The sequence below is a fragment of the Erwinia sp. BNK-24-b genome, assembly GCF_047456155.1.
In the GTDB taxonomy this organism is placed as follows: Bacteria; Pseudomonadota; Gammaproteobacteria; order Enterobacterales; family Enterobacteriaceae; genus Erwinia; species Erwinia phyllosphaerae.
This window is the reverse complement of record NZ_CP179901.1, coordinates 655,366-679,904: the sequence shown is the minus strand read 5'-3', so window position 1 is coordinate 679,904 and position 24,539 is coordinate 655,366. Positions and strand designations below refer to the sequence as shown.

Annotated in this window: 24 protein-coding genes and 1 other RNA gene; 6 read left to right on the top strand and 19 right to left on the bottom strand. The window is 55.5% G+C overall.

Translation table 11 applies throughout. From position 1 onward, the window contains the following. Positions 1 to 34: 34 nt before the first annotated feature. Positions 35 to 433 carry a protein YgfX gene (locus tag ACMGGR_RS03175; RefSeq protein WP_246760071.1) on the bottom strand — a complete coding sequence of 133 codons (399 nt, stop codon included), beginning with the start codon at positions 431 to 433 and terminating at the stop codon, positions 35 to 37. Beyond that, positions 414 to 680, bottom strand: a complete 267-nt coding sequence (gene sdhE, locus ACMGGR_RS03170; protein ID WP_246760070.1) for an FAD assembly factor SdhE — start codon at positions 678 to 680, stop codon at positions 414 to 416. Before sdhE ends, ACMGGR_RS03175 begins: the two co-directional genes overlap by 20 nt. A 219-nt stretch (positions 681 to 899) precedes the next feature. On the opposite strand from sdhE, the gene ygfZ reads away from it, so the two are divergent. Next, entirely contained in the window at positions 900 to 1,880 is a 981-nt protein-coding gene (gene ygfZ, locus ACMGGR_RS03165; RefSeq protein WP_414148143.1) for a tRNA-modifying protein YgfZ, read from the top strand. A 29-nt stretch (positions 1,881 to 1,909) separates the two neighbouring features. On the opposite strand, the gene trhA is transcribed toward ygfZ, so the two are convergent. From trhA to gcvT, 5 genes are all read right to left on the bottom strand, one after another. Continuing rightward, the gene (gene trhA, locus ACMGGR_RS03160; protein ID WP_414148142.1) at positions 1,910 to 2,557 is read right to left on the bottom strand and encodes a PAQR family membrane homeostasis protein TrhA; all 648 of its coding nucleotides are present in this window, start codon (positions 2,555 to 2,557) and stop codon (positions 1,910 to 1,912) included. Positions 2,558 to 2,777: 220 nt separating this feature from the next. Beyond that, positions 2,778 to 3,521: an SDR family oxidoreductase gene (locus tag ACMGGR_RS03155; protein WP_414148141.1), complete on the bottom strand. Its 744-nt coding sequence runs from the start codon at positions 3,519 to 3,521 to the stop codon at positions 2,778 to 2,780. Positions 3,522 to 3,636: 115 nt separating this feature from the next. After that, positions 3,637 to 6,504, bottom strand: a complete 2,868-nt coding sequence (gene gcvP, locus ACMGGR_RS03150; RefSeq protein ID WP_414148140.1) for an aminomethyl-transferring glycine dehydrogenase — start codon at positions 6,502 to 6,504, stop codon at positions 3,637 to 3,639. Positions 6,505 to 6,574: 70 nt separating this feature from the next. Then, the gene (gcvH, locus tag ACMGGR_RS03145) at positions 6,575 to 6,961 is read right to left on the bottom strand and encodes a glycine cleavage system protein GcvH (protein WP_414148139.1); all 387 of its coding nucleotides are present in this window, start codon (positions 6,959 to 6,961) and stop codon (positions 6,575 to 6,577) included. 44 nt (positions 6,962 to 7,005) lie between these two features. Further along, the gene (gene gcvT / locus ACMGGR_RS03140; RefSeq protein WP_414148138.1) at positions 7,006 to 8,100 is read right to left on the bottom strand and encodes a glycine cleavage system aminomethyltransferase GcvT; all 1,095 of its coding nucleotides are present in this window, start codon (positions 8,098 to 8,100) and stop codon (positions 7,006 to 7,008) included. A gap of 399 nt (positions 8,101 to 8,499) precedes the next feature. Between gcvT and ACMGGR_RS03135 the strand changes: the two genes are divergently transcribed. Then, positions 8,500 to 8,637, top strand: coding sequence for a hypothetical protein (locus tag ACMGGR_RS03135; RefSeq protein ID WP_414148137.1), 138 nt, complete (start codon positions 8,500 to 8,502; stop codon positions 8,635 to 8,637). Between the two features lie 30 nt (positions 8,638 to 8,667). Here the strand turns inward: ACMGGR_RS03135 and ubiI are convergent, their stop codons facing one another. The 4 genes from ubiI to ACMGGR_RS03115 are packed head-to-tail and all read right to left on the bottom strand — an operon-like array spanning position 8,668 to position 12,981. Next, the gene (gene ubiI / locus ACMGGR_RS03130; protein WP_414148903.1) at positions 8,668 to 9,870 is read right to left on the bottom strand and encodes an FAD-dependent 2-octaprenylphenol hydroxylase; all 1,203 of its coding nucleotides are present in this window, start codon (positions 9,868 to 9,870) and stop codon (positions 8,668 to 8,670) included. 13 nt (positions 9,871 to 9,883) lie between these two features. Further along, positions 9,884 to 11,062: a 2-octaprenyl-6-methoxyphenyl hydroxylase gene (gene ubiH / locus ACMGGR_RS03125; protein WP_246760062.1), complete on the bottom strand. Its 1,179-nt coding sequence runs from the start codon at positions 11,060 to 11,062 to the stop codon at positions 9,884 to 9,886. Then, the gene (gene pepP / locus ACMGGR_RS03120) at positions 11,059 to 12,375 is read right to left on the bottom strand and encodes a Xaa-Pro aminopeptidase (RefSeq protein ID WP_414148136.1); all 1,317 of its coding nucleotides are present in this window, start codon (positions 12,373 to 12,375) and stop codon (positions 11,059 to 11,061) included. Before pepP ends, ubiH begins: the two co-directional genes overlap by 4 nt. 27 nt (positions 12,376 to 12,402) lie before the next feature. Beyond that, the gene (locus ACMGGR_RS03115) at positions 12,403 to 12,981 is read right to left on the bottom strand and encodes a YecA family protein (RefSeq protein ID WP_246760060.1); all 579 of its coding nucleotides are present in this window, start codon (positions 12,979 to 12,981) and stop codon (positions 12,403 to 12,405) included. A 170-nt stretch (positions 12,982 to 13,151) separates the two neighbouring features. On the opposite strand from ACMGGR_RS03115, the gene zapA reads away from it, so the two are divergent. The 3 genes from zapA (at position 13,152) to ACMGGR_RS03100 (ending at position 14,375) form a co-directional block, all read left to right on the top strand. Next, complete coding sequence (zapA, locus tag ACMGGR_RS03110) at positions 13,152 to 13,481, top strand: cell division protein ZapA (protein ID WP_125287340.1); 330 nt, start codon at positions 13,152 to 13,154, stop codon at positions 13,479 to 13,481. 41 nt (positions 13,482 to 13,522) lie between these two features. Continuing rightward, a non-coding RNA gene (gene ssrS, locus ACMGGR_RS03105) (6S RNA) lies at positions 13,523 to 13,707 on the top strand. Between the two features lie 80 nt (positions 13,708 to 13,787). Further along, entirely contained in the window at positions 13,788 to 14,375 is a 588-nt protein-coding gene (locus ACMGGR_RS03100; protein WP_246760059.1) for a 5-formyltetrahydrofolate cyclo-ligase, read from the top strand. Between the two features lie 75 nt (positions 14,376 to 14,450). On the opposite strand, the gene serA is transcribed toward ACMGGR_RS03100, so the two are convergent. Together serA and rpiA are read right to left on the bottom strand one after the other, a co-directional pair. Next, positions 14,451 to 15,686: a phosphoglycerate dehydrogenase gene (serA, locus tag ACMGGR_RS03095; protein ID WP_246760058.1), complete on the bottom strand. Its 1,236-nt coding sequence runs from the start codon at positions 15,684 to 15,686 to the stop codon at positions 14,451 to 14,453. 573 nt (positions 15,687 to 16,259) lie between these two features. Beyond that, positions 16,260 to 16,919 carry a ribose-5-phosphate isomerase RpiA gene (gene rpiA / locus ACMGGR_RS03090; protein ID WP_246760057.1) on the bottom strand — a complete coding sequence of 220 codons (660 nt, stop codon included), beginning with the start codon at positions 16,917 to 16,919 and terminating at the stop codon, positions 16,260 to 16,262. A 193-nt stretch (positions 16,920 to 17,112) separates the two neighbouring features. Here rpiA and ACMGGR_RS03085 point away from each other — a divergent pair, with 193 nt between their 5' ends. Continuing rightward, positions 17,113 to 18,009 carry a LysR family transcriptional regulator ArgP gene (locus ACMGGR_RS03085; protein WP_246760056.1) on the top strand — a complete coding sequence of 299 codons (897 nt, stop codon included), beginning with the start codon at positions 17,113 to 17,115 and terminating at the stop codon, positions 18,007 to 18,009. A gap of 98 nt (positions 18,010 to 18,107) precedes the next feature. On the opposite strand, the gene ACMGGR_RS03080 is transcribed toward ACMGGR_RS03085, so the two are convergent. The 6 genes from ACMGGR_RS03080 to epd form a co-directional block, all read right to left on the bottom strand. Continuing rightward, positions 18,108 to 18,827, bottom strand: a complete 720-nt coding sequence (locus tag ACMGGR_RS03080; protein ID WP_246760055.1) for an oxidative stress defense protein — start codon at positions 18,825 to 18,827, stop codon at positions 18,108 to 18,110. 149 nt (positions 18,828 to 18,976) lie between these two features. After that, complete coding sequence (gene argO, locus ACMGGR_RS03075; protein WP_246760054.1) at positions 18,977 to 19,594, bottom strand: arginine exporter ArgO; 618 nt, start codon at positions 19,592 to 19,594, stop codon at positions 18,977 to 18,979. Positions 19,595 to 19,806: 212 nt separating this feature from the next. Continuing rightward, positions 19,807 to 20,709: a small-conductance mechanosensitive channel MscS gene (gene mscS, locus ACMGGR_RS03070; RefSeq protein WP_246760053.1), complete on the bottom strand. Its 903-nt coding sequence runs from the start codon at positions 20,707 to 20,709 to the stop codon at positions 19,807 to 19,809. 298 nt (positions 20,710 to 21,007) lie between these two features. Further along, positions 21,008 to 22,087, bottom strand: a complete 1,080-nt coding sequence (gene fbaA / locus ACMGGR_RS03065) for a class II fructose-bisphosphate aldolase (RefSeq protein ID WP_246760052.1) — start codon at positions 22,085 to 22,087, stop codon at positions 21,008 to 21,010. A gap of 89 nt (positions 22,088 to 22,176) precedes the next feature. Beyond that, positions 22,177 to 23,337, bottom strand: coding sequence for a phosphoglycerate kinase (gene pgk / locus ACMGGR_RS03060; RefSeq protein ID WP_414148135.1), 1,161 nt, complete (start codon positions 23,335 to 23,337; stop codon positions 22,177 to 22,179). 22 nt (positions 23,338 to 23,359) lie between these two features. Beyond that, positions 23,360 to 24,406: an erythrose-4-phosphate dehydrogenase gene (epd, locus tag ACMGGR_RS03055; protein WP_414148134.1), complete on the bottom strand. Its 1,047-nt coding sequence runs from the start codon at positions 24,404 to 24,406 to the stop codon at positions 23,360 to 23,362. Positions 24,407 to 24,539: the final 133 nt, after the last annotated feature.

Below are 24,539 nucleotides of genomic sequence, written 5' to 3'. Positions count from 1 at the left end.
AGCGCGTCCGGGTCACACGTTCACCCGCTTCGGTTCAGCCAGCGGTAAGCAGTTTTTGACGCAGCTGCCGCCATTCTGCTTCGCTCATGCTGTCACGCAGCAGCCACAGTTTTTCCCGCTCGCCCTTCGCCGAACGCAGCGCCAGCAGAATCGCCTGGCGTGTCATCCAGGGTCTGGCGCATATCTGCCAGTTTTTCTGCCGCCACCGCAGCTGGCGATGCTCCAGTAACGCGATATCGCCCTCGCGGCTGCCGATACGCCGCTGGCTACGTATACACTCAAAGACGACCAGCGTCAGCAGCAGCAGCCAGACCGCCGTTAAGTTTGTTGGCCAGGGTGCCAGCAACAGCATCAGCATAACCAGGCCGTGCAGCAGCAGCGACAGCCACTGCGCGCGCCAGGAGACGCGCAGCTCAGAACGCCACAGGTCCACGCTGCTGGTTTCGCTGTTGGATCAGATTAACCATGCTTTTTAATTCAGGATCGGCCGGTTCGCCGTGATTCATCATCCAGTTAAACAGGTCGGGGTCGTCGCTTTCCAGCAGCCGTACAAAAACCTGTTTTTCGCTGTCGCTCAGGTGATCATATTCGAACTCGAAAAAAGGCATGATAGAGATATCCAGTTCGCGCATGCCGCGACGGCACGCCCACTGCACACGAGCTTTATTGTTAATATCCATGCTTTCCATCGTCAGTCAGTGAAAGATGGCCGCTAGTGTAGCGCTTTTTCAGGGTAATGTTGATGGCTCAGTTTGCGTTTGCAGCATGCTTCGCAAGGTAGTTGCACCGGTTGCAGAGTTGCCGCGCCTTTTGTGCGCCGTTTTCAGAAAACTGGTTGCAAAGCCGGACGGCTCTTTTAACATTGAAAGACAGGTTTATCTTACATTCAGGAATCCGCTATGCCGATTTTATCTTTCCCGCCTCGTCAACCTGCGGCCTCCGCTCGTCTGCCGCTTACGCTGATTTCGCTGGAAGAGTGGGCGCTGGTAAATGTGACCGGAGCCGATCGCATCAGCTATTTGCAGGGACAGCTAACGCTGGACGTCGCCGCGCTGGGCGCTAATGCGCATTTGCCTGCCGCCCATTGTGATGCGAAAGGAAAAATGTGGAGCAATTTGCGCCTGTTTCATCGTGGAGAAGGGCTGGCCTATCTTGAGCGCCGCAGCCTGCGCGATACGCAAATTACCGAACTGAAGAAATATGCCGTGTTCGCCAAAGTCGCGATTGAGGCGGATGATGAAGCCGTGCTGCTTGGCGCAGCCGGATTTCAGGTTCGCGCAGCGCTTGCGCCGTTGTTTACCGCGTTGCCGGATGCTGAAAATCCCGTTATCCAGCAGGATGACGCCACGCTGTTGTGGTTTGCGGCCCCGACAGAACGCTTTTTGTTGATTGTCAGCCGTGATAAGGCACTGGCCTTACGCGAGGCGCTGGATGGCCAGGCTCAGCTGACCGACAGTTCGCAGTGGCTGGCGCTGAATATCGAAGCGGGTTTGCCGATTATCGATGCGGCAAACAGCGCGCAGTTTATCCCTCAGGCCACCAATATGCAGGCGCTGGACGCTATCAGCTTTAAAAAAGGCTGCTATACAGGTCAGGAGATGGTCGCCCGCGCGAAGTTTCGCGGTGCCAACAAGCGAGCGTTATACTGGCTGGCCGGTAGCGCCGGTAAAGTACCCGTCGCCGCTGATTCGCTGGAGATGAAGCTGGGTGATAACTGGCGACGTACCGGCACTATTCTTGCCGCCTGCCAGCTGGATAATGGCGAAGTCTGGGTGCAGGCCGTGCTGAATAACGATCTGGAAGCGGAGACGGAGCTACGCGTGCAGGGTGATGAAGGCGGCAGCCTGACTATCCAGCCGCTCCCCTACTCGCTGGCTTAAGAGCAGTAAGGGGCCATCTGGCCCCTTTTTTATGAAACGTAGAAGTAAATTGCCAGAAAGTGGCAAATGCTGCCGCCGAGCACAAAGCCGTGCCAGATAGCGTGGTTATAGGGAATGCGCTTCGAGACGTAAAAAATAACGCCCAGCGAATAGATAATCCCGCCCGCCGCCAGTAGCCAGACGCCCCCCGCCGACAGTTTGATCGCCAGCTGATAAATCACCACCAGCGACAGCCAGCCCATCAGCAGGTAGGTAGTCACCGACAGCGCTTCGAAGCGATGCACAAACGCCAGCTTAAACAGCACGCCAGCCAGCGCCAGGCTCCAGATCACCACCATCAGACCGTGCGCCAGCGGCGATTTCAGGCCCACCAGCAGGAAAGGCGTATAGGTACCGGCTATCAGCAGGTAAATAGCGCAGTGGTCCAGCTTTTTCAGCCAGTATTTCGCACGCGGATGGGGGATCGCGTGATAAAGGGTGGAAGACAGAAACAGCAGGATCATGCTGCCGCCATACAGGCTATAGCTGGTAATGGCGATGGCATTTGCCTGCATATCCATAGCCTGCGACAGCAAAAGCACCAGGCCCACAATACCGAAGATAAACCCGATACCGTGGCTGATGCTGTTGGCTATTTCTTCGGCTACCGAGTAGCCCTCCAGCCTTTTATTAGCCATAGTTGTCCTCTCCCTAATGTGAAGCGAAAAGACGGGCTGGATAAGGCGCACAAATTCTGTTCGCTGTCTTTACCGGCCCGTCCGAAAATGCGCACGTTTAGCTTAGTCGAGAGCGATTTCAGTGTACAAGTGTAAGCTTAAATAAAGTGTGAAGGCCTGTAACCGTTTTTAAATAAATTAAAACAGTTTGTTAGCTTAAGCAGCATGCGTTGTAACAGCGTTAACGACCACCTGCTGCGTCAATAATAGTGCCGGTAATATAAGAAGCTTCGTCGCTCAGTAGCCAGTAAATTGCCCGGGCTATCTCTTCCGGCTGACCACCGCGCCGCATGGGAATAGCTGGCGCAACGCGATTTACCCTGCCCGGCTCGCCGCCGTCAGCGTGCATATCAGTATAAATAAATCCCGGCCGTACGCCGTTAACCCGAATTCCGTGCGCCGCCACTTCAAGCGACAGCCCTTTAGTCAACGTATCCACTGCGCCTTTCGAAGCGGCGTAGTCGACATATTCATAAGGCGCTCCCGTTCTGGCGGCGGCAGAGGAAACATTGACTATCGCCCCGCCTTGCCCTCCATGCTGCTGGCTCATCCGCTTTACCGCCTCCCGACAACAGAGAAAAGTGCCGGTAACATTGGTCGCAAAAACACGACTAATTCGTTCTGCGCTAAGCTCTTCGACGCTGGCCTGGCGAAAGAGAATACCGGCATTGTTAACCAGCGCATGCAGGCGAGCGCCCTGCTCATCAAGCAGCTTAAACATGGCAACAACCTGAGCTTCATTCGCAATGTCTGCCTGAATGCTGAAAGCTTTGCCTCCCCGCTGGTGGATTAGCGCAACAACTTCTTCCGCTGCTGCTTTGCGCTGGTGATAGTTCACCGCAACCTGATAGCCTTGATCGGCCAGCAGTAGGGCCGTTGCACGCCCAATCCCCCGGCTGCCGCCGGTCACTAAAGCCGTTTTCACTTTTACTCTCCTGAGATGGCCCGAATATGACAAAGGGCACCTGAGTGCCCTTAACGTGAGGATAAACCTGAAGCGTGCTCTGATTTTATAATGAAATCAGCCAGCAACGCGCGCCTTACTCATATTCGCTCATTGGCAGACAGGAGCAAAACAGATTTCGATCGCCGTAAACATCGTCCAGACGTTTTACGGTTGGCCAGTATTTATTATCGCTGCCTGCCGGGAACACCGCCAGCTCACGCGTATAAGGATGTGCCCATTCGCCGACAAGCTCTTTTTGCGTATGCGGCGCGTTAACCAGCGGGTTGTCGTCCGCTGGCCATTCGCCTTCGGCCACGCGGTCGATCTCCATGCGGATAGCCAGCATGGCATCGATAAAGCGATCCAGCTCGACTTTGCTTTCCGATTCTGTTGGCTCCACCATCAGCGTTCCGGCTACCGGGAAAGACATGGTCGGCGCGTGAAAACCGTAATCAATCAAACGCTTGGCGATATCCAGCTCGCTGATACCGGTTTGCTCTTTCAGCGGACGAATATCCAGAATGCATTCGTGCGCCACGCGATCGTCGCGACCGGTATAGAGAATGGGATAAGCCGACTTCAGCCGCGTAGCGATATAGTTAGCGTTTAAAATCGCCACCGAGCTGGCCTGTTTTAACCCTTCTGCACCCATCATGCGGATATACATCCAGCTGATTGGCAGGATAGAAGCGCTACCAAACGGCGCGGCAGAAACGGCGCCCTGCTGCGTCAGCACCTCATCAAGCTGCACCACGCTGTGGCCCGGCACAAAAGGTGCCAGATGCGCTTTCACGCCAATCGGCCCCATGCCCGGCCCGCCGCCGCCGTGCGGAATACAGAAAGTTTTATGCAGATTAAGATGCGAAACATCCGCGCCAATATAGCCAGGCGTGGTAATGCCAACCTGCGCGTTCATATTGGCCCCGTCCAGATAAACCTGGCCGCCGTACTGATGAACGATCTGGCAAACTTCGCGGATAGTTTCTTCATATACGCCGTGCGTGGACGGATAGGTCACCATAATGCAGGACAGCGCGTCGCCAGCCTGCTCCGCCTTCAGCCGTAAATCGTGCAGATCGATATTGCCTTGTTTGTCACAGGCGACCACGACTACCGCCATACCGGCCATCTGCGCGGAGGCAGGATTGGTGCCGTGTGCCGAACTGGGGATCAGGCAAATATGCCGACCGCCTTCATTGCGGCTTTCGTGATAGCGCCGGATAGCCAGTAAACCGGCATATTCGCCCTGCGCGCCAGAGTTTGGCTGCATGCACAGCGCATCGTAACCGGTTAGCTGCACCAGCCATTGCGACAGCTGGCCGATCATCTGCAAATAGCCCGCTGCCTGATCGACCGGACAGAAGGGATGCAGCTCGGCAAATTCTGGCCAGGTAATAGGGATCATTTCTGCCGCCGCGTTAAGCTTCATAGTGCAGGAGCCGAGCGGGATCATCGCCTGGTTCAGCGCCAAATCTTTCCGCTCCAGGCTGTGCATATAACGCATCATCTCGGTTTCGCTGTGATAGCGGTTAAAAACCGGATGGCTCAGGATGGCATCTTTACGCAGCATAGCGGCAGGCACGGAGACGCCTTCAACAACGGCTTTGTCCAGCTCATCGATATCCTGCCCGTGATTTTCACCCAGCAGCACGGAAAACAGCGCCGCCACGTCTTCACGCAGCGTGGTTTCATCCAGCGTGATGCCTACTGCCTTGTCGATATCGCCGCGCAGATTGATGCCAAAGCTCAGCGCCCTGTCCAGCACGGCGGCCTTATCGGCAACCTCAACGGTCAGCGTGTCGAACCAGCTTTGATGGCGCAGCGTCAGCCCGCCCTTTTGCAGCCCGGCGGCAAGAATGTCGGTCAGGCGATGAATACGGGAAGCGATGCGCTTCAGGCCGTGTGGGCCGTGAAAAACGGCGTAAAGGCTGGCGATATTGGCTAACAGCACCTGTGAAGTACAGATATTGGAATTCGCCTTTTCACGGCGGATATGCTGTTCGCGCGTCTGCATCGCCATGCGCAATGCCGTATTACCTGCGGCATCCCGCGATACGCCGATAATGCGGCCCGGCATCGAACGTTTATATTCATCACGCGCGGCAAAGAAAGCCGCGTGCGGCCCGCCGTAGCCCATAGGAACGCCAAAGCGCTGTGCTGAACCAAAAACGATATCCGCGCCCTGCTTGCCCGGCGCTTCCAACAGTACCAGCGACATAAAATCTGCAGCCACGCTGACCAAAACTTTGCGCGCCTTCAGTTCGCCGATAAGCGTGGTGTAGTCATGGACTTCACCCGTCGTACCAACCTGCTGAAGCAGAACGCCAAACAGATCTTCCTGCTCCAGTGCTTTTTCCGCCTGGCCTACCAGCACTTCAAAGCCAAACGTTTCCGCGCGCGTGCGCACCACGTCCAGCGTTTGCGGATGAATATCTTCGGCGACAAAAAAGCGGTTGGCGTTTTTCAGCTTGCTGACGCGCTTTGCCATCGCCATCGCTTCTGCGGCGGCGGTCGCCTCATCCAGCAGCGAGGCGGAAGCGATATCCAGCCCGGTTAAATCCAGCGTGACCTGCTGGAAATTCAGTAGCGCTTCCAGACGGCCCTGGGAAACTTCAGGCTGGTAAGGGGTATAGGCGGTGTACCAGCCGGGATTTTCCAGCATGTTGCGCAGGATGACGGGCGGCGTCAGCACCGGCGTATAGCCCATGCCGATACAGGATTTATAGCGCAGATTGCGGCTGGCAATCGCCTTCAGCTCGGCAAGCGCCTGATGTTCCGTTGCGGCATCGCCAATGGCTGGCGCGCCCGGCAGCTGAATATCCGCCGGAACAATGGCGGCGATCAGGTCGGAAAGAGAAGCTGCGCCGACAGCGTTTAGCATTGCTTCCTGCTGCGCTGGTGACGGGCCGATATGGCGTTCGATAAAAGCGCCGGTATGTTCAAGCTGGCTGAGAGTAGTCATTAGCGGTAAATCCTGAATCGGGCAAAGGCGTGAAGGAGGCGGTGAGCCTCCTGCCGGTAAAGGTGTCGGTTTACTCGTCGATGCTGGTTTTGTATGCGTCCGCATCCATCAGCCGATCCAGCTCGCTGTCATCGCTGGCCTTAAGGCGGAACAGCCAGCCTTCTGCATAGGGTGCGCTGTTGACCAGCTCCGGCTCACCATCCAGCGCGCTGTTAACCTCGACGATTTCACCACTGAGAGGCGCATAGATATCCGAAGCGGCTTTGACCGATTCGGCTACCGCACAGTCATCCCCCTGACTGTAGGTGCTGCCGACGTCCGGCAGATCGACGAAAACCATGTCGCCCAGCAGTTCCTGCGCATGTTCGGTGATCCCCACGGTATAGGTGCCGTCGGCTTCTTTACGCACCCACTCGTGGCTTTCACGGTATTTCAATTCGTTTGGCACGTTGCTCATCGCTCTTTCTCCTGAATTATTATGCACCGCGAGACGCTGCTTTTTTACACCACCGGCTTACCGGCGCGAACGAAAACGGGTTTAGTGACTTTGACCGGCATTTCACGGTTGCGGATCTGTACAATCGCCTGCTCGCCAATGCCTCCAGGAACGCGGGCCAGCGCGATGCTGTAGCCTAAGGTGGGTGAAAAAGAGCCGCTGGTAATGACGCCTTCCTGTAGGTTTCCGGCGGCATCGATAAAGCGCACCGGCAGGCCGTTGCGCAACACGCCTTTTTCCGTCATCACCAGGCCGACCAGCTGTTCCGTGCCTTTTTCTCGCTGCACTTCCAGCGCTTCGCGGCCAATAAAATCACGGTCGGCTGGCTGCCAGGCTATCGTCCAGCCCATGTTGGCGGCCAGCGGCGAGACACTCTCATCCATCTCCTGGCCGTATAAATTCATCCCGGCTTCCAGGCGAAGCGTATCGCGGGCACCCAGTCCCGCCGGTTTTACGCCTGCCGCCAGCAGCTTCTGCCAGAGATCCGCAGCCTGCTCGTTGGCCAGCGCAATTTCATAGCCGGCCTCGCCCGTGTAGCCCGTCGTGGCGATAAACAGCTCGCCCGCCTGGACGCCAAAAAACGGTTTCATGCCGCTGACGGCCTGGCGCTGGGAATCGTCAAGCAGCGTTTGCACTATCGCCTGCGCTTCCGGCCCCTGAACGGCGATAAGCGCCAGATCGTTACGCTCGGTTAGCGTTACGCTAAAGGATTCAGCCTGCTGCTCGATCCATGCGAGATCTTTTTCTCTGGTGGCGGAATTCACCACCAGCCGGAAATAGTCCTCGGTCATAAAGTAAACAATCAGATCGTCAATTACGCCAGCCGACGCGTTAAGCATGGCGGTATAAAGGGCCTTGCCCGGCTGGGTAAGTTTGGCAACGTCGTTGGCAAGCAGATAGCGCAGAAATTCGCGGGTGCGGACGCCGTGTAAATCGACAATGGTCATGTGCGAAACGTCAAACATACCGGCTTTGCCGCGTACCGCGTGGTGTTCATCCATCTGTGAGCCGTAGTGCAGCGGCATCATCCAGTCATGAAAGTCCACCATGCGCGCGCCGCAGGCCTGATGCTGTTCGAACAAAGGTGTTTGCTGAGTCATATCATTCCTTCAGGCAAGTTATCCGGTCTCTGCTCCAGTCGCTAACGGCCTGGCGCAAACGATATCTCTGCCTGCGAACTTATCACCGAAAGCGGCCGTTAACCATAAGTTAAACCGGGGATGGCGATCCGTGCCGCTTTTTTTACGCTAAGGCACGCGTAGAGATTTAAACCAGATTGTGGCGAATATATCAGCTCATTTGTTATTAATTAGCCATATAATCAGCATAAAAGTAAGGTTTATAGAGAACCTGGATAAAAATCTGCTTTGTGAATTTTCATAATGGATAAAAAAAAGTAATGCGAAGAGAGTGGCTAAATTAGAATTTTTCAAACGAAGCACGGCTTTAGGGCGCGATGCACCACCGTAGTGAAAAAACCGAAATCTTCCCGGATACAGATGAGCCTGAAGCACGTCAGCCGTTCGGTAAAAGCGCTACGGACGGCGTGGCCTGAAGGGCCATGCCGCTCTCGTGCTGTCAGAAAAATGCAGGTAAAAGAGAAAGGACGTAAAGAGGGTTTGCCGCCAGCAGCATAGCCTGCTGTTAGCGGCACCGGCTGGCTACAGCTAGCGTAACCACTCCGGCAGGTCATTTAGCCCCATCGCCTGCTTTAACAGACGCGGCTTCACGCCGGGCAGGTTATCGGCCAGGCTCAGACCGATATCACGCAGCAGCTTTTTCGCCGGGTTATTTCCCTTAAACAGCTCGCGAAAGCCCTGCATGCTGGCGAGCATCACGGCCGCACTGTGTTTGCGGCTGCGCTCGTAGCGCCTGAGATAAAGATGCTGGCCAATGTCCTTACCCTGCTGATGCAGACGCTTAGCTTCGCCAATCAGCTCGGCGGCGTCCATAAAGCCCAGATTAACGCCCTGACCCGCCAGCGGATGAATGGTGTGGGCGGCATCGCCAACCAGCGCCAGACGATGCGCCGCAAAGTTGCGTGCGTAGCGGCCCATCAGCGGAAACGTTTTACGTTCGCTTTCAAGCTTGCACAGCCCCAGGCGCATATCAAAGGCCACGGACAGCTGCTGGTTGAAAACCTCTTCCGGCATCGATTGCAGGCGTGTCGCTTCCTGCGGCGGTAGCGACCAGACAATTGAGCAAAGATGCGGGTCGCTGAGCGGCAGGAACGCCAGAATGCCTTCACCGTGAAAAACCTGGCGCGCAACGGCATCGTGCGGCTGGTCAGTACGGATGTTAGCGACCAGCGCATGATGGTCGTAATCCCAGAACGTCAGGGGAATATCCGCTTTGTTACGCAGCCAGGAGTTTGCCCCATCGGCCGCCACCAGCAGGCGCGCCGTCATCATGGTACCGTCGCTCAGGGTAACGAAAGCTTCGTTGTCGCCAAAGGCAACCTGTTGCAATCCGGCAGGCGAAATTAGCGTGATATCGCTGGATTCGCTGGCTTTCTGCCAGAGCGCCTGGTGGATCACCGTGTTTTCCACGATATGTCCCAGATGCGTCAGCCCCTGCTGACCGTCATCAAACTCAATACGCCCGAAGCTGTCGCGATCCCAGACTTCCATACCGTGATAAGCGCTGGCTCGGCGGCCCAGGATGGCGCTCCAGACGCCAAGGTGCTGCAGCAGACGCTCGCTGGCGGCATTGATAGCCGAAACCCGCAGCGCAGGCGCGACGTCCTTCTCCTCTGCCCGTGGCGTTTCCCGCTCCAGCACGGCAACCTTCAGGCCGCTACCCTGTAATCCGCAGGCGACGGTCAGGCCAACCATGCCGCCTCCGGCAACAATAACATCATAGGTTTGCATCACTGCTTTCTCCTTAACGCTCGACCCAGCCCAACGTGCGCTCGGCCAGCAAATTACGCACCAGCGGCAGCGAATCCATCACCATCAGGCCCAGATTTCGCCCCAGAACCAGCGGCGTGTAGCGGTTAGCAAACAGCCTGACCAGACTGTCGGTTATCCCGATAGTAGTAAGGGCATCCGGCTGGCGGCGCTGCTGATACTGCTGCAGTACGCTGTAGCTACCGACGTCCTGCTGCGCCCGCCAGGCCGCCGCTACGTTCTCCGCCAGCGACATAACGTCACGGATGCCTAAATTAAAGCCCTGGCCGGCAATCGGATGCAGCGTTTGTGCGGCGTTCCCCACCAGGGCAAGACGATGTGAAACATGCTGCGAGGCGGATTGCAGCGTCAGTGGATAGCTATGGCGCTGCCCCACGTGGGTAATCCGCCCCAGCCGCCAGCCAAAGGCCCGCTGAAGTTCGTGCAGGAACTGGCTGTCGCTCCAGCCGTCAACGCGCTCTTTTTGCGCCAGCGGATGACACCAGACCAGCGAGCTGCGCCCTTGCGACATCGGCAGCAGCGCCAGCGGGCCGTGCTCGGTAAAACGTTCAAATGCCCGGCCCAGATGCGGCTGCGAAGTTGAAACGTTAGCGATAACGGCGATCTGCTGATAGTCCTGAGCCTGCCACTGTATGCCGCACGACGCGGCGACGGCCGAACGGGAACCGTCGGCGGCCACCAGAAGCTGTGCCGACAGCGATTCGCCGTTATCCAGCATTACGCTGACCTGCTGCTGGCTGCGCTCGACGCTGGCAACCTTCGCCGGGCAGACAATGCGCACGCCTGGCGCCTTTTGCAGCAGCGCAAACAGCCGCTGGCCCATATCGTGTAGCTCTACGACCTGGCCCAGCGCGGGGATGCCATAGTCTTCGGCATCCAGCGAAACAAAACTGGCGTGGCCGCGATCGCTGACGTGAACATGCGTAATCGGCGTGGCGCAGGCTTTAATGGCGGGCCAGAGATTAATTGCCGCCAGCTGCTGGCAGGTGCCGTCAGCCAGCGCGATCGCCCGACCATCGTAGCCGGGATGCATCCTGGATGCAGGCTCCCTCGCTTCAACCAGCGTGACGGCCAGCTTCCCACGGGTTAGATGGGAAATTGCCAGCGCCAGCGTGGCGCCCGCCATGCCGCCTCCTGCAATAATAATGCTCATCGTGTGTTAGCCGCCGCCATCAGGGCCTCAATCTCATCCGCCTCTTTGATTACGCTGTCGGTGAGGTTTTCGTTACCGTCTTTGGTGATAACAATGTCATCTTCAATACGAATGCCGATACCGCGGTATTCTACCGGCACATCCGCATCCGGCGCGATATAAAGCCCCGGCTCCACGGTTAATACCATGCCTGGCTCCAGCTTGCGATCGCGCTCGTTACCGTAGAAGCCGACGTCGTGTACGTCCAGCCCCAGCCAGTGGCTCAGGCCGTGCATATAAAACTGCCGGTGCGCCTGTTCCGCAATCAGCGTGTCGACATCCCCTTTCATCACGCCCAGCTCAACCAGGCCCGTGACCATGATCCGTACGACCTCTGCATTGACTTCACGGATGCTGGTGCCCGGACGAAACAGCGCCAGCGCCCGATAAAGCGAAGCCAGCACGATGTCATAAACCGCGCGTTGAGGAGCAGTAAACTTTCCGTTTACCGGAAAGGTGCGTGAGATATCGCCCGCGTAGCCTTTCAGCTCGCAGCCTGCATCAATCAGCACCAGATCGCCGTCGCGCATTCTGGATTCGTTTTCGGTGTAGTGCAGGATGCAGCCGTTCTCCCCGGACCCCACAATGGTGTTGTAGGAGGGAAAGCGTGCGCCGTGACGATTGAATTCATGCTGAATTTCGCCTTCAAGCTGATATTCAAACATGCCGGGGCGGCACTGCTGCATCGCCCGCGTGTGCGCCAGCGCGCTGATGCGTCCGGCTTCACGCAGGACAGCCAGCTCTTCCGGCGATTTAAACAGCCGCATTTCGTGCACCCAGGGGCGCCAGTCGGTTAGCGTTGCCGGTGCCGACAGATTTTGACGAGCGCCGCGACGTAGCTTTTCCAGCGCGCCGAATAACAGCGCGTCGGCTTCGGCAAACAGGCCCTGCGCGTGATAAACCACATCCAGGCCGTTCAGCAGCTGGGGAAGCTGCTCGCTGATAGCGTCGTAAGGCAATGCGCGATCGACAGAGAGCTTTTCCGGCGCGGCATCCTGGCCCAGACGACGGCCAAACCAGACCTCTGCGGTGAGATCGCGGACGCGGTTAAACAGCACGCTGTGGCTGTGGTTTTCCGCGCTTTTAATCAGCACCAGCACCGCTTCCGGCTCGTTAAAGCCGGTGAAGTACCAGAAATCGCTGTTTTGACGATAAGGATACTCACTGTCGTTGCTGCGTGTCGCTTCCGGCGCGGCAAAGATGACTGCCGCGCTGGCCGGTACCATTTTTGCCAGCAGCGCCTGGCGACGGCGCACAAACTCTTGCTGTGTCATCAGCTTCTCCTGAATGCGGGTGGTCGCTTAGTGCAGAGTCGGTTTTTTCACTTCCACCGCTGTCGGCGCGGTATGGGTAAAGGTCTCATGGCAGAGCAGCGCGGCTACGCGCACATACTCAATCACCTCTTCCAGCGACTGTTCCAGCTCTTCCTGGTCTTCATCTTCATCATAGCCGAGCTGGGCGATAGTACGCAGATCGTCAATCGCTTCGCCGGTTTCGCCTTTCACCTTATCAAGCTTAGGCTGCGATACGCCCAGGCCAAGCAGAAAGTGGTTTACCCAGCCTGCCAGCGCATCGGCGCGATCGAAAACGGTGATGTCGTCATCTTCCGGCAGATAAAGCTGGAACAGGAAGCCCTCGTCTTCCAGCGTATCGCCAATGCCCTGATGCAGCTGCGCCAGCGGCTGAGCCAGCGTCTGCGAGAACGCCATTCCTTCATTGGTAAGATCGTAAACCAGAGCCTGCCAGCTACTATCCTTGTTGCCGCCGCAGAGAATTCCGCTGATCAGGCCATGCATTTCAGCGGGGGTCATTCCTACCCCCTGCTGCGTCAGTGCTGAAGCCAGCGCGTCATAGCCCGGCATTGTGTTTGATAGTGACATAGGTTTTGGTCATCGTTGGCTGGTTAAGTTCATGTTATGCTACCACCAGGTGCCTCTTTGATTCCAGAAAGGGGTTGTTTCTTCTGCCAGGGGTAGATATAGTTGCGCCCCTCCCAAGCCATTGAGCGGCAAGGGAGATTACCGGCGAAGTAATCAGTCAGGATGGTTTTATGTCTGCACAGCCCGTAGATATTCAAATTTTTGGCCGTTCCTTAAGAGTGAATTGTCCGCCTGAACAGCAAGATGCGCTGAATCTGGCCGCCGAAGACCTTAATCAACGGTTGCAAGATCTTAAAGTTCGCACTAGAGTCACCAATACCGAACAGCTGGTATTCATTGCTGCGTTGAACATCTGCCACGAGTTGGCGCAGGAAAAAATGAAGACTCGGGATTATGCCAGTAATATGGAACAGCGTATCCGAATGTTACAGCAGACCATTGAGCAGGCGTTGCTTGAACAAGGTCGCATTACGGAAAGAACCGGAACGCAATTCGAATAACACGTCAGCGTTATCTGTGGTAGAGTAACGGTGAAGTAAAAAATTCTCTGAGATGTTTGCAAGCGGGCCAGTCCCCTGAGCCGATATTTCATACCAAACAGAGTGTGGCGCTCTGTAACCTGTGTGCATGCTCGGTCCGTCCGAGAAGCCTGACGGTTATGACGGTACACTCACCTTGAACCAAGGGTTCAAGGGTTACAGCCTGCGGCGGCATCTCGGAGATTCCCTTCTTTTTACCGGTAAGCTTTACCCGTGCTTTCTGGTTATATTACCCCTCTTCCGTCTGTTTTTGACACGGTGAAACCGATGAGCCTTAGCCTTCTCGATCGCCAGGATATTCGTACCCACGTTCGTCACTTACGGCGCGGTTTAACGCCCGAACAGCAGCAGCTGGCCGCCACTCAGGTTGCCGAGCACGCGCTCAATTTCCAGCCCATCCAGCAAGCCCGCAAAATTGCGCTATTCCTGTCTTTTGACGGCGAACTGAATACCCGGCCGCTTATTGCCAAACTCTGGCAGCACAAGCAGGCAGTTTATCTGCCGGTACTGCATCCCTTTTCTCGCGGCCAGCTCCTGTTTTTGCGCTATGACGTCGACACGCCGCTAAAACCCAACCGGCTACGCATTCCTGAACCGCCGCTGGATATTCGCAATCTCGCCACGCTGGACGAGCTGGATGTGATGATGGTGCCGCTGGTGGCCTTTGACAAGCATGGGCAGCGTCTGGGGATGGGCGGCGGTTTTTACGATCGTACGCTACAGAACTGGCAGCAGCATGGCGTATTGCCGGTTGGCCTGGCGCACGACTGCCAGCAGGTTGAAAAGCTGCCGGTGGCGGAATGGGATGTGCCGCTGCCTGCGATTGTGACGCCGTCAAAACTCTGGCAGTGGTGAGAAAGCCGTAACGCGCTTATGACATTAAGCGGCAGAAAAAGAAAAGCGCCCCGCCATGCGGGACGCTTTTTTCAATCAGTAAAGCAGACGAGCGCGGATGGTGCCGGGGATAGCCTTCATCAGCTGTAGCGCGGTATTGGCGACGTCCTGCGGCGCGTCGATATCAATGACCACATAGCCCATTTGCGGCGTAGTTTGCAGATACTGAGCGGCAATGTTAATGCCCTGCTCGGCAAAAATTTTGTTGATAGCGGTCAGTACGCCAGGACGGTTTTCGTGGGTGTGCAGCAGACGGCTCTGATCGCCATGCATCGGCAGCGACACTTCCGGGAAGTTAACGGCGGACAGCGTAGAACCGTTATCGGAATATTTCGCCAGCTTGCCTGCTACTTCAATACCGATGTTTTCCTGCGCTTCCTGCGTCGAGCCGCCGATATGCGGTGTCAGGATGACGTTATCGAACTCGCACAGCGGTGAGTTAAACGGATCGGCATTGGTGGCCGGTTCCTCAGGGAAAACGTCAATCGCCGCACCGGCCAGGTGTTTATCCGCCAGCACTTTGCACAGCGCCGGGATATCAACCACGGTGCCGCGAGAAGCGTTAATCAGCAGCGAGCCAGGCTTCATCATCGCCAGCTCTTCTGCACCCATCATATTCTGGGTAGAAGCGGTTTCCGGCACGTGCAGGCTGACCACGTCGCTCATATTCAGCAGTTCTGACAGATAGCGAACCTGCGTGGCGTTGCCCAGCGGCAGCTTGCTTTCAATATCGTAAAAGAAAACGTGCATGCCCAGGCTTTCCGCCAGCACGCCAAGCTGCATACCGATATGGCCATAGCCAATGATACCCAGCTTTTTACCGCGTGCTTCGTAAGAACCTACCGCCAGCTTGTTCCAGATGCCACGGTGCGCTTTAGCGTTGGCTGCCGGTACGCCGCGCAGCATCAGCAGCAGCTCGCCGATAACCAGTTCTGCCACGGATCGGGTATTGGAGAAAGGCGCGTTAAATACCGGAATCCCGCGTTTTTCTGCCGCTTTCAGATCGACCTGGTTGGTGCCGATACAGAAGCAGCCCACCGCGACCAGTTTTTCCGCCGCAGCGAAAATTTCTTCGGTCAGGTTGGTACGCGAACGGATCCCGATAAAGTGCGCATCGCGAATCGCCTCTTTCAGCGTCTCGCTGTCCAGCGCGCCCTTGTGAAATTCGATATTGGTATAGCCCGATGCCCGAAGATTATCAATCGCGCTCTGGTGCACGCCTTCGACCAGCAGGAACTTAATCTTGTCTTTCTCCAGTGATACTTTTGCCATTTCCCGACCCTATTCAGCAGACTTCAGAAGTGGCTGGTTTATTACGGTAATAAGCCAGCCTTCTGTCAAAATATCAAAATTTCGGCGCGCGGCAATACAAACGATTGCCTGCACCCCAGCATGCTACGGGAAAGCCTCGATACAAATCGACAGATAATCACGATGCGTAGACCTTCATTAGCAGGATCGCACTGTTGCGATCGATTCCGTGATATATGTCACTAAATTCAGCCTGCGAAAGAAAAGTTGTTTTTTATCAAAAAATAATCACCGCGGCCTGCACGACCATAAGATCGTTTTTCTATGGCTGCATTGCGCCGCCAGCGGCTTCTGTCAGCCTGACGAGTTTTGTAACCCACCTGTAATGCCTGTCCGGCAGAATTTTGGGCCGCCAGCAATGCCTGTCCGGCAGAGCTTTTACGCCACCAGCAACGCCTGTCCGGCAGAGCTTTTACGCCACCAGCAACGCCTGTCGGGCTAGCTTTCATGCAACCAGCAACGCCTGTCCGGCAGAGTTTTGGGCCGCCAGCAATGCCTGTCAGCCCGAGCGCGTTTTTACGCTGTCGACCTTAATCAACCTTGCAGGGTTTTCACACCGTCGGCGGTGCCAATTAGCGCAATATCCGCCGCACGCGTGGCAAACAGACCTACCGTTACGACGCCAGGCAGCGCGTTGATGGCCTTTTCCAGCGCAACCGCATCCAGAATTTTCAGGTTATGCACATCAAGGATGACGTTACCGTTATCGGTGACCACGTGCTGACGATACTCCGGCAGGCCGCCCAGCTTAACCAGTTCACGCGCGACAAAGCTGCGCGCCATCGGGATAACCTCAACCGGCAGCGGGAACTTACCCAGCACGTCGACCTGTTTGGACTCATCCGCAATGCAGACAAACGTGTCGGCCACGGCAGCAATAATCTTCTCGCGAGTCAGCGCTGCTCCACCGCCCTTGATCATCTGCATTGCGCCGTTGATCTCGTCGGCGCCGTCGACATAGACCGACAGTGAATCGACTTCGTTCAGGTCGAAAACCGGGATACCCAGGCTTTTCAACCTGAGCGTAGAGGCTTCCGAGCTGGAAACCGCGCCTTCGATGTCGTGCTTAATGGTGCCCAGCGCGTCAATAAAATGGGCGGCGGTCGAACCGGTGCCCACGCCAACAATCGTCCCGCGCTTGACGTATTTTAACGCGGCCCAGCCAACGGCTTTTTTCAGTTCATCCTGCGTCATGGTAAGTTTAGAATCCGTGCAGCTACTGTGTGGCGATAGTATAAAACAACCCTCGCCGAAAAAACCGCTCCCTAGCGGCATTTGTTGCGAGTATGGAAGAGATGCCGCAAAACCAGCACGCTTAAGCACAGGGCAAAATGACAAAAATATGGCATAGTGCAGATTCCACACCTGAAAGAGAGCTAAAACAACAATGAAACGCCCGGACTATCGAACGCTTCAGGCGCTGGATGCAGTGATTCGCGAGCGCGGCTTTGAACGCGCGGCACAGAAACTTTGTATTACGCAATCTGCGGTTTCGCAGCGTATTAAGCAGCTGGAAAACATGTTCGGCCAGCCGTTGCTGGTGCGCACGGTGCCGCCGCGCCCGACGGAACAGGGGCAAAAACTGCTGGCACTCCTGCATCAGGTCGAACTACTGGAAGAGGAGTGGCTGGGTGATGAACACAGCGGCACCACGCCATTGCTGCTGTCGCTGGCGGTCAACGCCGACAGCCTGGCAACCTGGCTTCTGCCCGCGTTGAAAACCGTTTTGAGCGACTCACCGGTACGTCTGAACCTACAGGTTGAAGACGAAACCCGCACCCAGGAACGGTTACGCCGTGGCGAAGTGGTTGGCGCGGTCAGTATCCAGCCGCAGCCGCTACCAAGCTGTCTGGTCGATCAGCTGGGCGCGCTGGATTATTTATTTGTGGGTTCCAAAGAGTTTGCGGCACGCTATTTCCCGAACGGCGTCACCCGTTCCGCGCTGCTGAAAGCGCCTGCGGTCGCTTTTGACCACCTTGATGATATGCACCAGGCGTTTTTACAGCAGAATTTCGATCTGTCGCCGGGCAGCGTGCCTTGCCATATCGTCAACTCGTCAGAGGCCTTTGTACAGCTGGCTCGTCAGGGCACCACCTGCTGTATGATCCCGCATTTGCAAATTGAACGTGAACTGGCGGAAGGCGAACTGATTGACCTGACGCCAGGGCTGTTTCAGCGCCGTATGCTTTACTGGCATCGTTTTGCTCCGGAAAGCCGCTTAATGCGTAAAGTTACCGATGCGTTGATTGCGCACGGACACCGCGTGCTGCGCCAGGGGACATAAGTTTGCTATCGGGCAGCGGTCGCCGCACCTTGCCGGCATAAAACAGGACGGGAAAACGTCCGGTAAGCCGTTACCGGACGTTCTTTTCAAACGAAAAACTACTGCTTACGCTGTAGCTCAAAGACCACATCCACCTGATCGTCAAAGTGAATGCTTTGCTGCTCGTAGGTCTGCGCGGCGGAACTCATCGGTGCGGCGTCGGCGGTTTTAAACATCCGCGCCATAGGCATTGGCTGATAGTTCGCAACATGATAGCGGATGCTGTAAACCGGCCCCAGCTGGGCATTAAAGCCTTTCGCCAGTGCGCCAGCCTGCTGGATAGCGTTATCGATAGCGGCCTGACGGGCCTTATCACGGTAGCTGTCAGGATTAGAGACGCCCAGCTCCACCGAGCGGATCTCATTCAGACCCGATTTAAGCGCGCCGTCCAGCAGCTCGTTCAGCTTATCCAGCTGGCGCAGCGTAACCTGCACCTGACGTATCGCCCGGTAGCCTTTCAGCTCCGACTTGCCGTCTTTCAGGTAGTCATATTCAGGCTGCGTGCGTAGATTGGCCGCATTGATATCTTTTTTATCGATGCCGTTTTTTTGCAGGAAGTCAAAATACTGGGCGACGCGGCTGTCGGCCTGCTTTTTAGCTTCCGAAGCATCTTTAGAAGAAACGCCCACTTCGATAGCCAGCGTGGCAATATCCGGCGTAGCGTCAACGCTCGCCTGTCCGGAAGTCACAACGTGCGGGCCGTTAGGCAATTCATCGGCAACAGCAGCCAAAGGAGAGGCAAAAATCAGGGCGGCCAGAGCCAGTTTAGTCAGCTTCAAAGGATTCCTCCATGGGACTTCAATCATCTTAAAAGAAGCTGGCCTTTATGCAGCGCGCCAGCTTCAGCAACGTGTTCCATCAGCACGCATCTTAGTGCGATTATACCTGCCAGACTATGACCGCAATTCCTGGAGTGAGTTCTGTTTTATCAGAAACCTGTCGCCTGTAGCGCCAGCTTTAGCGCAATGCCCCACATTACCAGCCCCACCAGCAGGTTAATAATACGCTGGGCTTTGGTGGTATTGAGACGCGGCGCAAGCCAGGCGGCCAGCAGCGCCAGGCCAAAAAACCAGATGAGCGAAGCGCTGGCCGAACCAAGAGCGAACCACTTACGCGCATCAGCCGGAAGCTGGCCGCCCAGGCTGCCTAATACGACAAAGGTATCCAGGTAAACATGAGGATTAAGCCAGGTGACGGCCAGCAAGGTGGCAATAATACGCCAGCGACTTTGCTTCATTGCGCTGCTGGAAGCCAGCTCAATATTGCCGCTTGTTGCGGTACGTAACGCCCCCCAACCGTACCAGAGCAGGAAGAGCACGCCGCCCCAGGTAACCAGATTCAACAGCAGCGTGGAATGCGTCAGCAGCGCGCTACCACCAAATACGCCTCCGCAAATCAGCAGGATGTCGCTCAGAGTGCAGAGTCCGGCGGTCATCAGATGGTAGTGACGGCGTACGCCCTGGTTCATCACAAAGGCATTTTGCGGCCCGAGCGGCAGGATTAGCGCAGCGCCCAGCGCCATGCCCTGAAAGAAGACGGAAAACATGGTAATTCCTCAAATAATCGTGACTGGCGGCGAGTGTATAGCGGCAGTAACATTAGAGGAAATGGAAAAATCTTATGATATATCAGTAAAACTAATACAGAAGAACAGAGAAAAGGCGAACCAATGTTCGCCTTCAGATTGCTGCTGCAAAGAATCCTTTTGCTGCCTGCGCGATGGTTTTTTACTGCCGGGCAGGCCTGACCATTATGCTGTTACTCGGCGTGCACTGGTGCACGCGCAGCGGCTGGCGCTGATTCGCTTTTTGCTTCAGCGCTTTTATCCTGATGAAGATGAACGTCCATTTGCGGATAAGGAATACCGATGTTGTTTGCATCCAGCGTGCGCTTGAAGTTTTTCATCAGATCCCAGTAAACGTTTTGCAGATCGCCCGCGTTACTCCAGCAGCGTACAACGTAGTTAACAGAAGAAGCCGCCAGCTCGTTCAGGCCAATCTGCACGCCCATGTCCTGCAATACGCGTGGATCCGCATCCACAACCTCACGCAGCAGCTTTAACACCTGGTCAACGTCAGCGTCGTAAGAGACGCCAATGATAAACTCATTACGGCGAACCGGTTCGCGCGAGAAGTTAACGATGTTACCGGCAATGATTTTTCCGTTTGGCACCACCACGGTTTTACCGTCTGAAGACTTCAGCGTGGTAGAGAAAATCTGCACCTGCTGCACCGTTCCCATAATACCGATATCGATAAAGTCACCGGTACGGAACGGACGGAAGGTGACCAGCAGTACGCCAGCCGCCAGGTTAGACAGCGAACCTTGCAGAGCCAGACCCACGGCTAAACCGGCGGCACCCAGCACGGCGATGACCGATGCCGTTTGCACGCCAACGCGTCCCAGCGCGGCAATCAGCGTAAAGGCGATAACGCCGTAGCGCACCAGCGCTGAAAGGAAATCCGCGACGGTGGCGTCGATATGACGAGCGCGCAGTACTTTGTTTAGCGTTCTGGCGATAATGCGCGCCACGATTGAACCGATAATCAGAATGATAATGGCCGCGACGATATTTACCGCATAGCTCAGCAGCAGCGCCTGGTTATGTACCAGCCAGCTGCCGGCACGGTTGACGCCGTCAACTACGTTCAAATCTTCCATATGCTTATCCTGTTGTTGTTCCCCGACGGGAAGTAAGCAGTTATTGATTGCCAGTGAATGCCAGCATCCCAAACCCCAAGCGTAACCAAAAATCGTGGCGGGTGCCAAATAACGAGGCAAATTAATAATTTGTTACGCGCATAACGCTATTTTAACCGTGCTTTTTACAAGGTTTAAAAACGGTCAGCGGGGATAACGGAGGCACGTTTTATAACGTCGTTAAAATATGATGTGAGGGGTAAGAGAGAACGCATAAAAAAGGCTCCGCCAGGGAGCCTTTAATAACAGATACAGCCGCTTACAGCACGTCTACCGCATTCAGTTCTTTAAACGCCTGTTCCAGACGAGTAATCATAGAAGTCTGAGCGGAACGCAGCCATACGCGCGGATCGTAATATTTCTTGTTTGGTTTGTCTGCGCCTTCCGGGTTACCCAGCTGCGCCTGCAGATAGCCTTCGTTCTTTTTGTAGTACTGCAGAATACCGTCCCAGGTTGCCCATTGGGTATCGGTATCGATGTTCATTTTGATCACGCCATAGCTGATTGATTCCTCAATCTCAGCGGCAGAAGAACCGGAACCACCGTGGAAAACGAAGTCCAGCGCATTATGCGGCAGGTTATGTTTTTTAGTCACATAAGCCTGTGAATCACGCAGAATGGTTGGGGTCAGCTTCACGTTACCTGGCTTGTATACGCCGTGCACGTTGCCGAAAGAGGCAGCAATGGTGAAGCGTGGGCTGATAGCGTTCAGTTTCTCATAAGCGTAGTCAACGTCTTCCGGCTGGGTATACAGCGCAGAAGCGTCCATGTGGCTGTTGTCCACGCCGTCTTCTTCACCACCGGTGCAGCCCAGCTCGATTTCCAGCGTCATGTTGATTTTCGCCATGCGCGCCAGGTACTTGCTGCTGATTTCGATGTTTTCTTCCAGTGACTCTTCGGAAAGGTCGATCATGTGGGAAGAGAACAGCGGCTTACCGGTTTTCTCGAAGTGCGCTTCGCCCGCGTCCAGCAGACCGTCGATCCACGGCAGCAGTTTTTTAGCACAGTGGTCGGTATGCAGGATAACCGGCACGCCATAGTGTTCTGCCATCTGATGCACGTGATGTGCGCCAGAGATTGCGCCCAGGATGGCTGCGGCCTGTGGCTTGTCGGATTTCAGGCCTTTACCGGCAATAAAGGCCGCACCGCCGTTAGAGAACTGGATGATAACCGGCGCTTTGACCTTCGCGGCAGTTTCCAGAACGGCGTTAATGGAGTCGGTGCCGACGCAGTTTACCGCTGGCAGTGCGAACTTGTTCTCTTTTGCGACTTGAAAGATTTTCTGTACGTCATCACCGGTGACAACGCCTGGTTTTACGAAATCAAAAATTTTAGACATGTTTTTTGTCCTGTTTCGTCGGCCGTAGTAAAGATTTTGCGCCTGATTGGGCAAATCATTTTGACGGAGGCAGCCCTCCGCCACAGAGGTTACTGTTTCGCACGCTCTTCCAGCATGGCAACCGCTGGCAGGGTTTTACCTTCCACGAACTCCAGGAAAGCGCCGCCGCCGGTAGAGATATAGGAGATTTTATCTTCAATGCCGAAGAGGTCGATCGCCGCCAGCGTATCACCGCCGCCTGCGATAGAGAATGCGTCGCTGTCGGCAATGGCTTTCGCCACGATTTCGGTGCCTTTGCGGAAATTCGGGAACTCAAACACGCCGACCGGGCCATTCCACAGAATGGTTTTGGCTTCTTTCAACAACTTAGCCATTGCCTGAGCGGTTTCGTCACCGAAGTCCATGATCTCTTCGTTATCCTGTACTTCCGTCACTTTCTTCACGGTAGAAGGCGCAGTTTCAGAGAATTCCGTGCCGACGCGGGAGTCGGTTGGCACCGGAATTTTAAATTCGTCGCGCAGTTTTTTCGCCGCATCAACAAAATCTGGCTCGTACAGAGACTTGCCCACTTTATTGTCGATAGCCACAAAGGTATTGGCGATGCCGCCGCCAACGATCACGGTATCAGCGATTTTCACCAGCGAGTTCAGCACGTCAAATTTAGTGGAAACTTTAGAACCACCTACCACGGCGACCATTGGGCGCGCAGGCTCTTTCAGTGCTTTGCCCAGCGCTTCCAGCTCGTTAGCCAACAGCGGGCCAGCACAGGCTACCGGTGCATATTTACCTACGCCGTGGGTAGAAGCCTGAGCACGGTGCGCGGTGCCGAAAGCATCCATTACATAAACATCGCACAGCGCGGCATATTTTTTAGAGAGCGCCTCATCGTCCTTTTTCTCGCCTTTATTGAAACGGACGTTTTCCAGTACGACCAGCTCACCTTCTGCCACTTCAACGCCGTCCAGATAATCTTTTTCCAGACGCACCGGCGAAGAAAGCTTCTCTTTCAGGTAGTTGACTACCGGCAGCAGAGAGAACTCTTCGTTGTATTCGCCTTCGGTCGGACGGCCCAGGTGAGAAGTAACCATTACTTTCGCACCCTGTTTCAGCGCGGCTTCAATGGTAGGCAGTGAAGCACGGATACGTGCGTCAGAGGTCACTTTGCCCTCTTTCACCGGCACGTTTAAATCGGAACGAATCAGTACGCGTTTCCCGGCAAGATCCAAATCAGTCATTTTAATTACAGACATGGTGAGTCCTCTCGTTGATTCTCTAAATTTTAAAGGCGCAATCCGCGCCCTGGCTGAAGCCGCTGGCGGCCATTGCTAACGTGGTATCGATCATCCGGTTAGCAAAGCCCCATTCGTTGTCGCACCAGACCAGCGTTTTGATCAGGTGCTGACCGCTGACCCGCGTTTGCGTGCCGTCCACAATGGCACTGTGCGGATCGTGGTTAAAATCGATGGAGACTAACGGTAATTCCGTATAGTCAACTATACCACTAAATGTTTTTTCTGAGGCGTTTCGCAGCAGCGCGTTGACTTCATAGGCTTTTACCGCCGAGCGTACGCTGACGCTTAAGTCAATCGCCGTCACGTTGATCGTGGGTACGCGCACCGCTATCGCTTCAAAACGGTCGTTAAATTTCGGAAAAATACGCGTAATACCGGCAGCAAGTCGGGTGTCCACTGGAATAATCGACTGGCTGGCGGCGCGAGTCCGTCGCAGATCGGTATGGTAAGCGTCGATAACCTGCTGATCGTGCATGGCCGAATGGATAGTGGTTACCGTTCCCGACTCAATACCAAAGGCATCATCTAACAGTTTGATAACAGGAATAATACAGTTGGTGGTGCAGGAGGCGTTTGACACAATTCGATCGTCGGGCTTTAGTTCTTTCTCATTTACGCCATAAACCACGGTGGCATCAAGATCGTGGCCGCCAGGATGCGAGAACAGGACTTTTTTGGCACCGGCGGCAAGATGTGCTTCACCGTCTTCGCGGCTGCCCCAGACGCCGGTGCAGTCCAGCACGACATCCACGTTCAGCTCCTGCCAGGGCAGGTCGGCGATAGCGGCGCGATGCAGAATACGGATCGGGTCTTCGCCTACCCACAGCAAATCGCGCTCCTGGCGCACGTCCCAGGCAAAGCGCCCGTGACTGGTATCATACTTCAACAGATGCGCCATGCCGGCCGCTTCCGCCAGCTCATTGACCGCCACGACGGTAATCTCAGCGCGGCGTCCGCTTTCGTAAAGCGCACGTAGTACGTTGCGCCCGATGCGTCCAAAACCGTTTATGGCAATACGAACCGTCATATCACTCCTGCATCCAGATTCAGTGTAAAACCGGGGCGTTAGCCTGAGCCAGACGTTCACGTTTGTACAGGGAATTTTTACGTTCTTAGCCTGCGGTTATGGCGGTAATGTGCCTGCCATCAGGCTTGTTGAA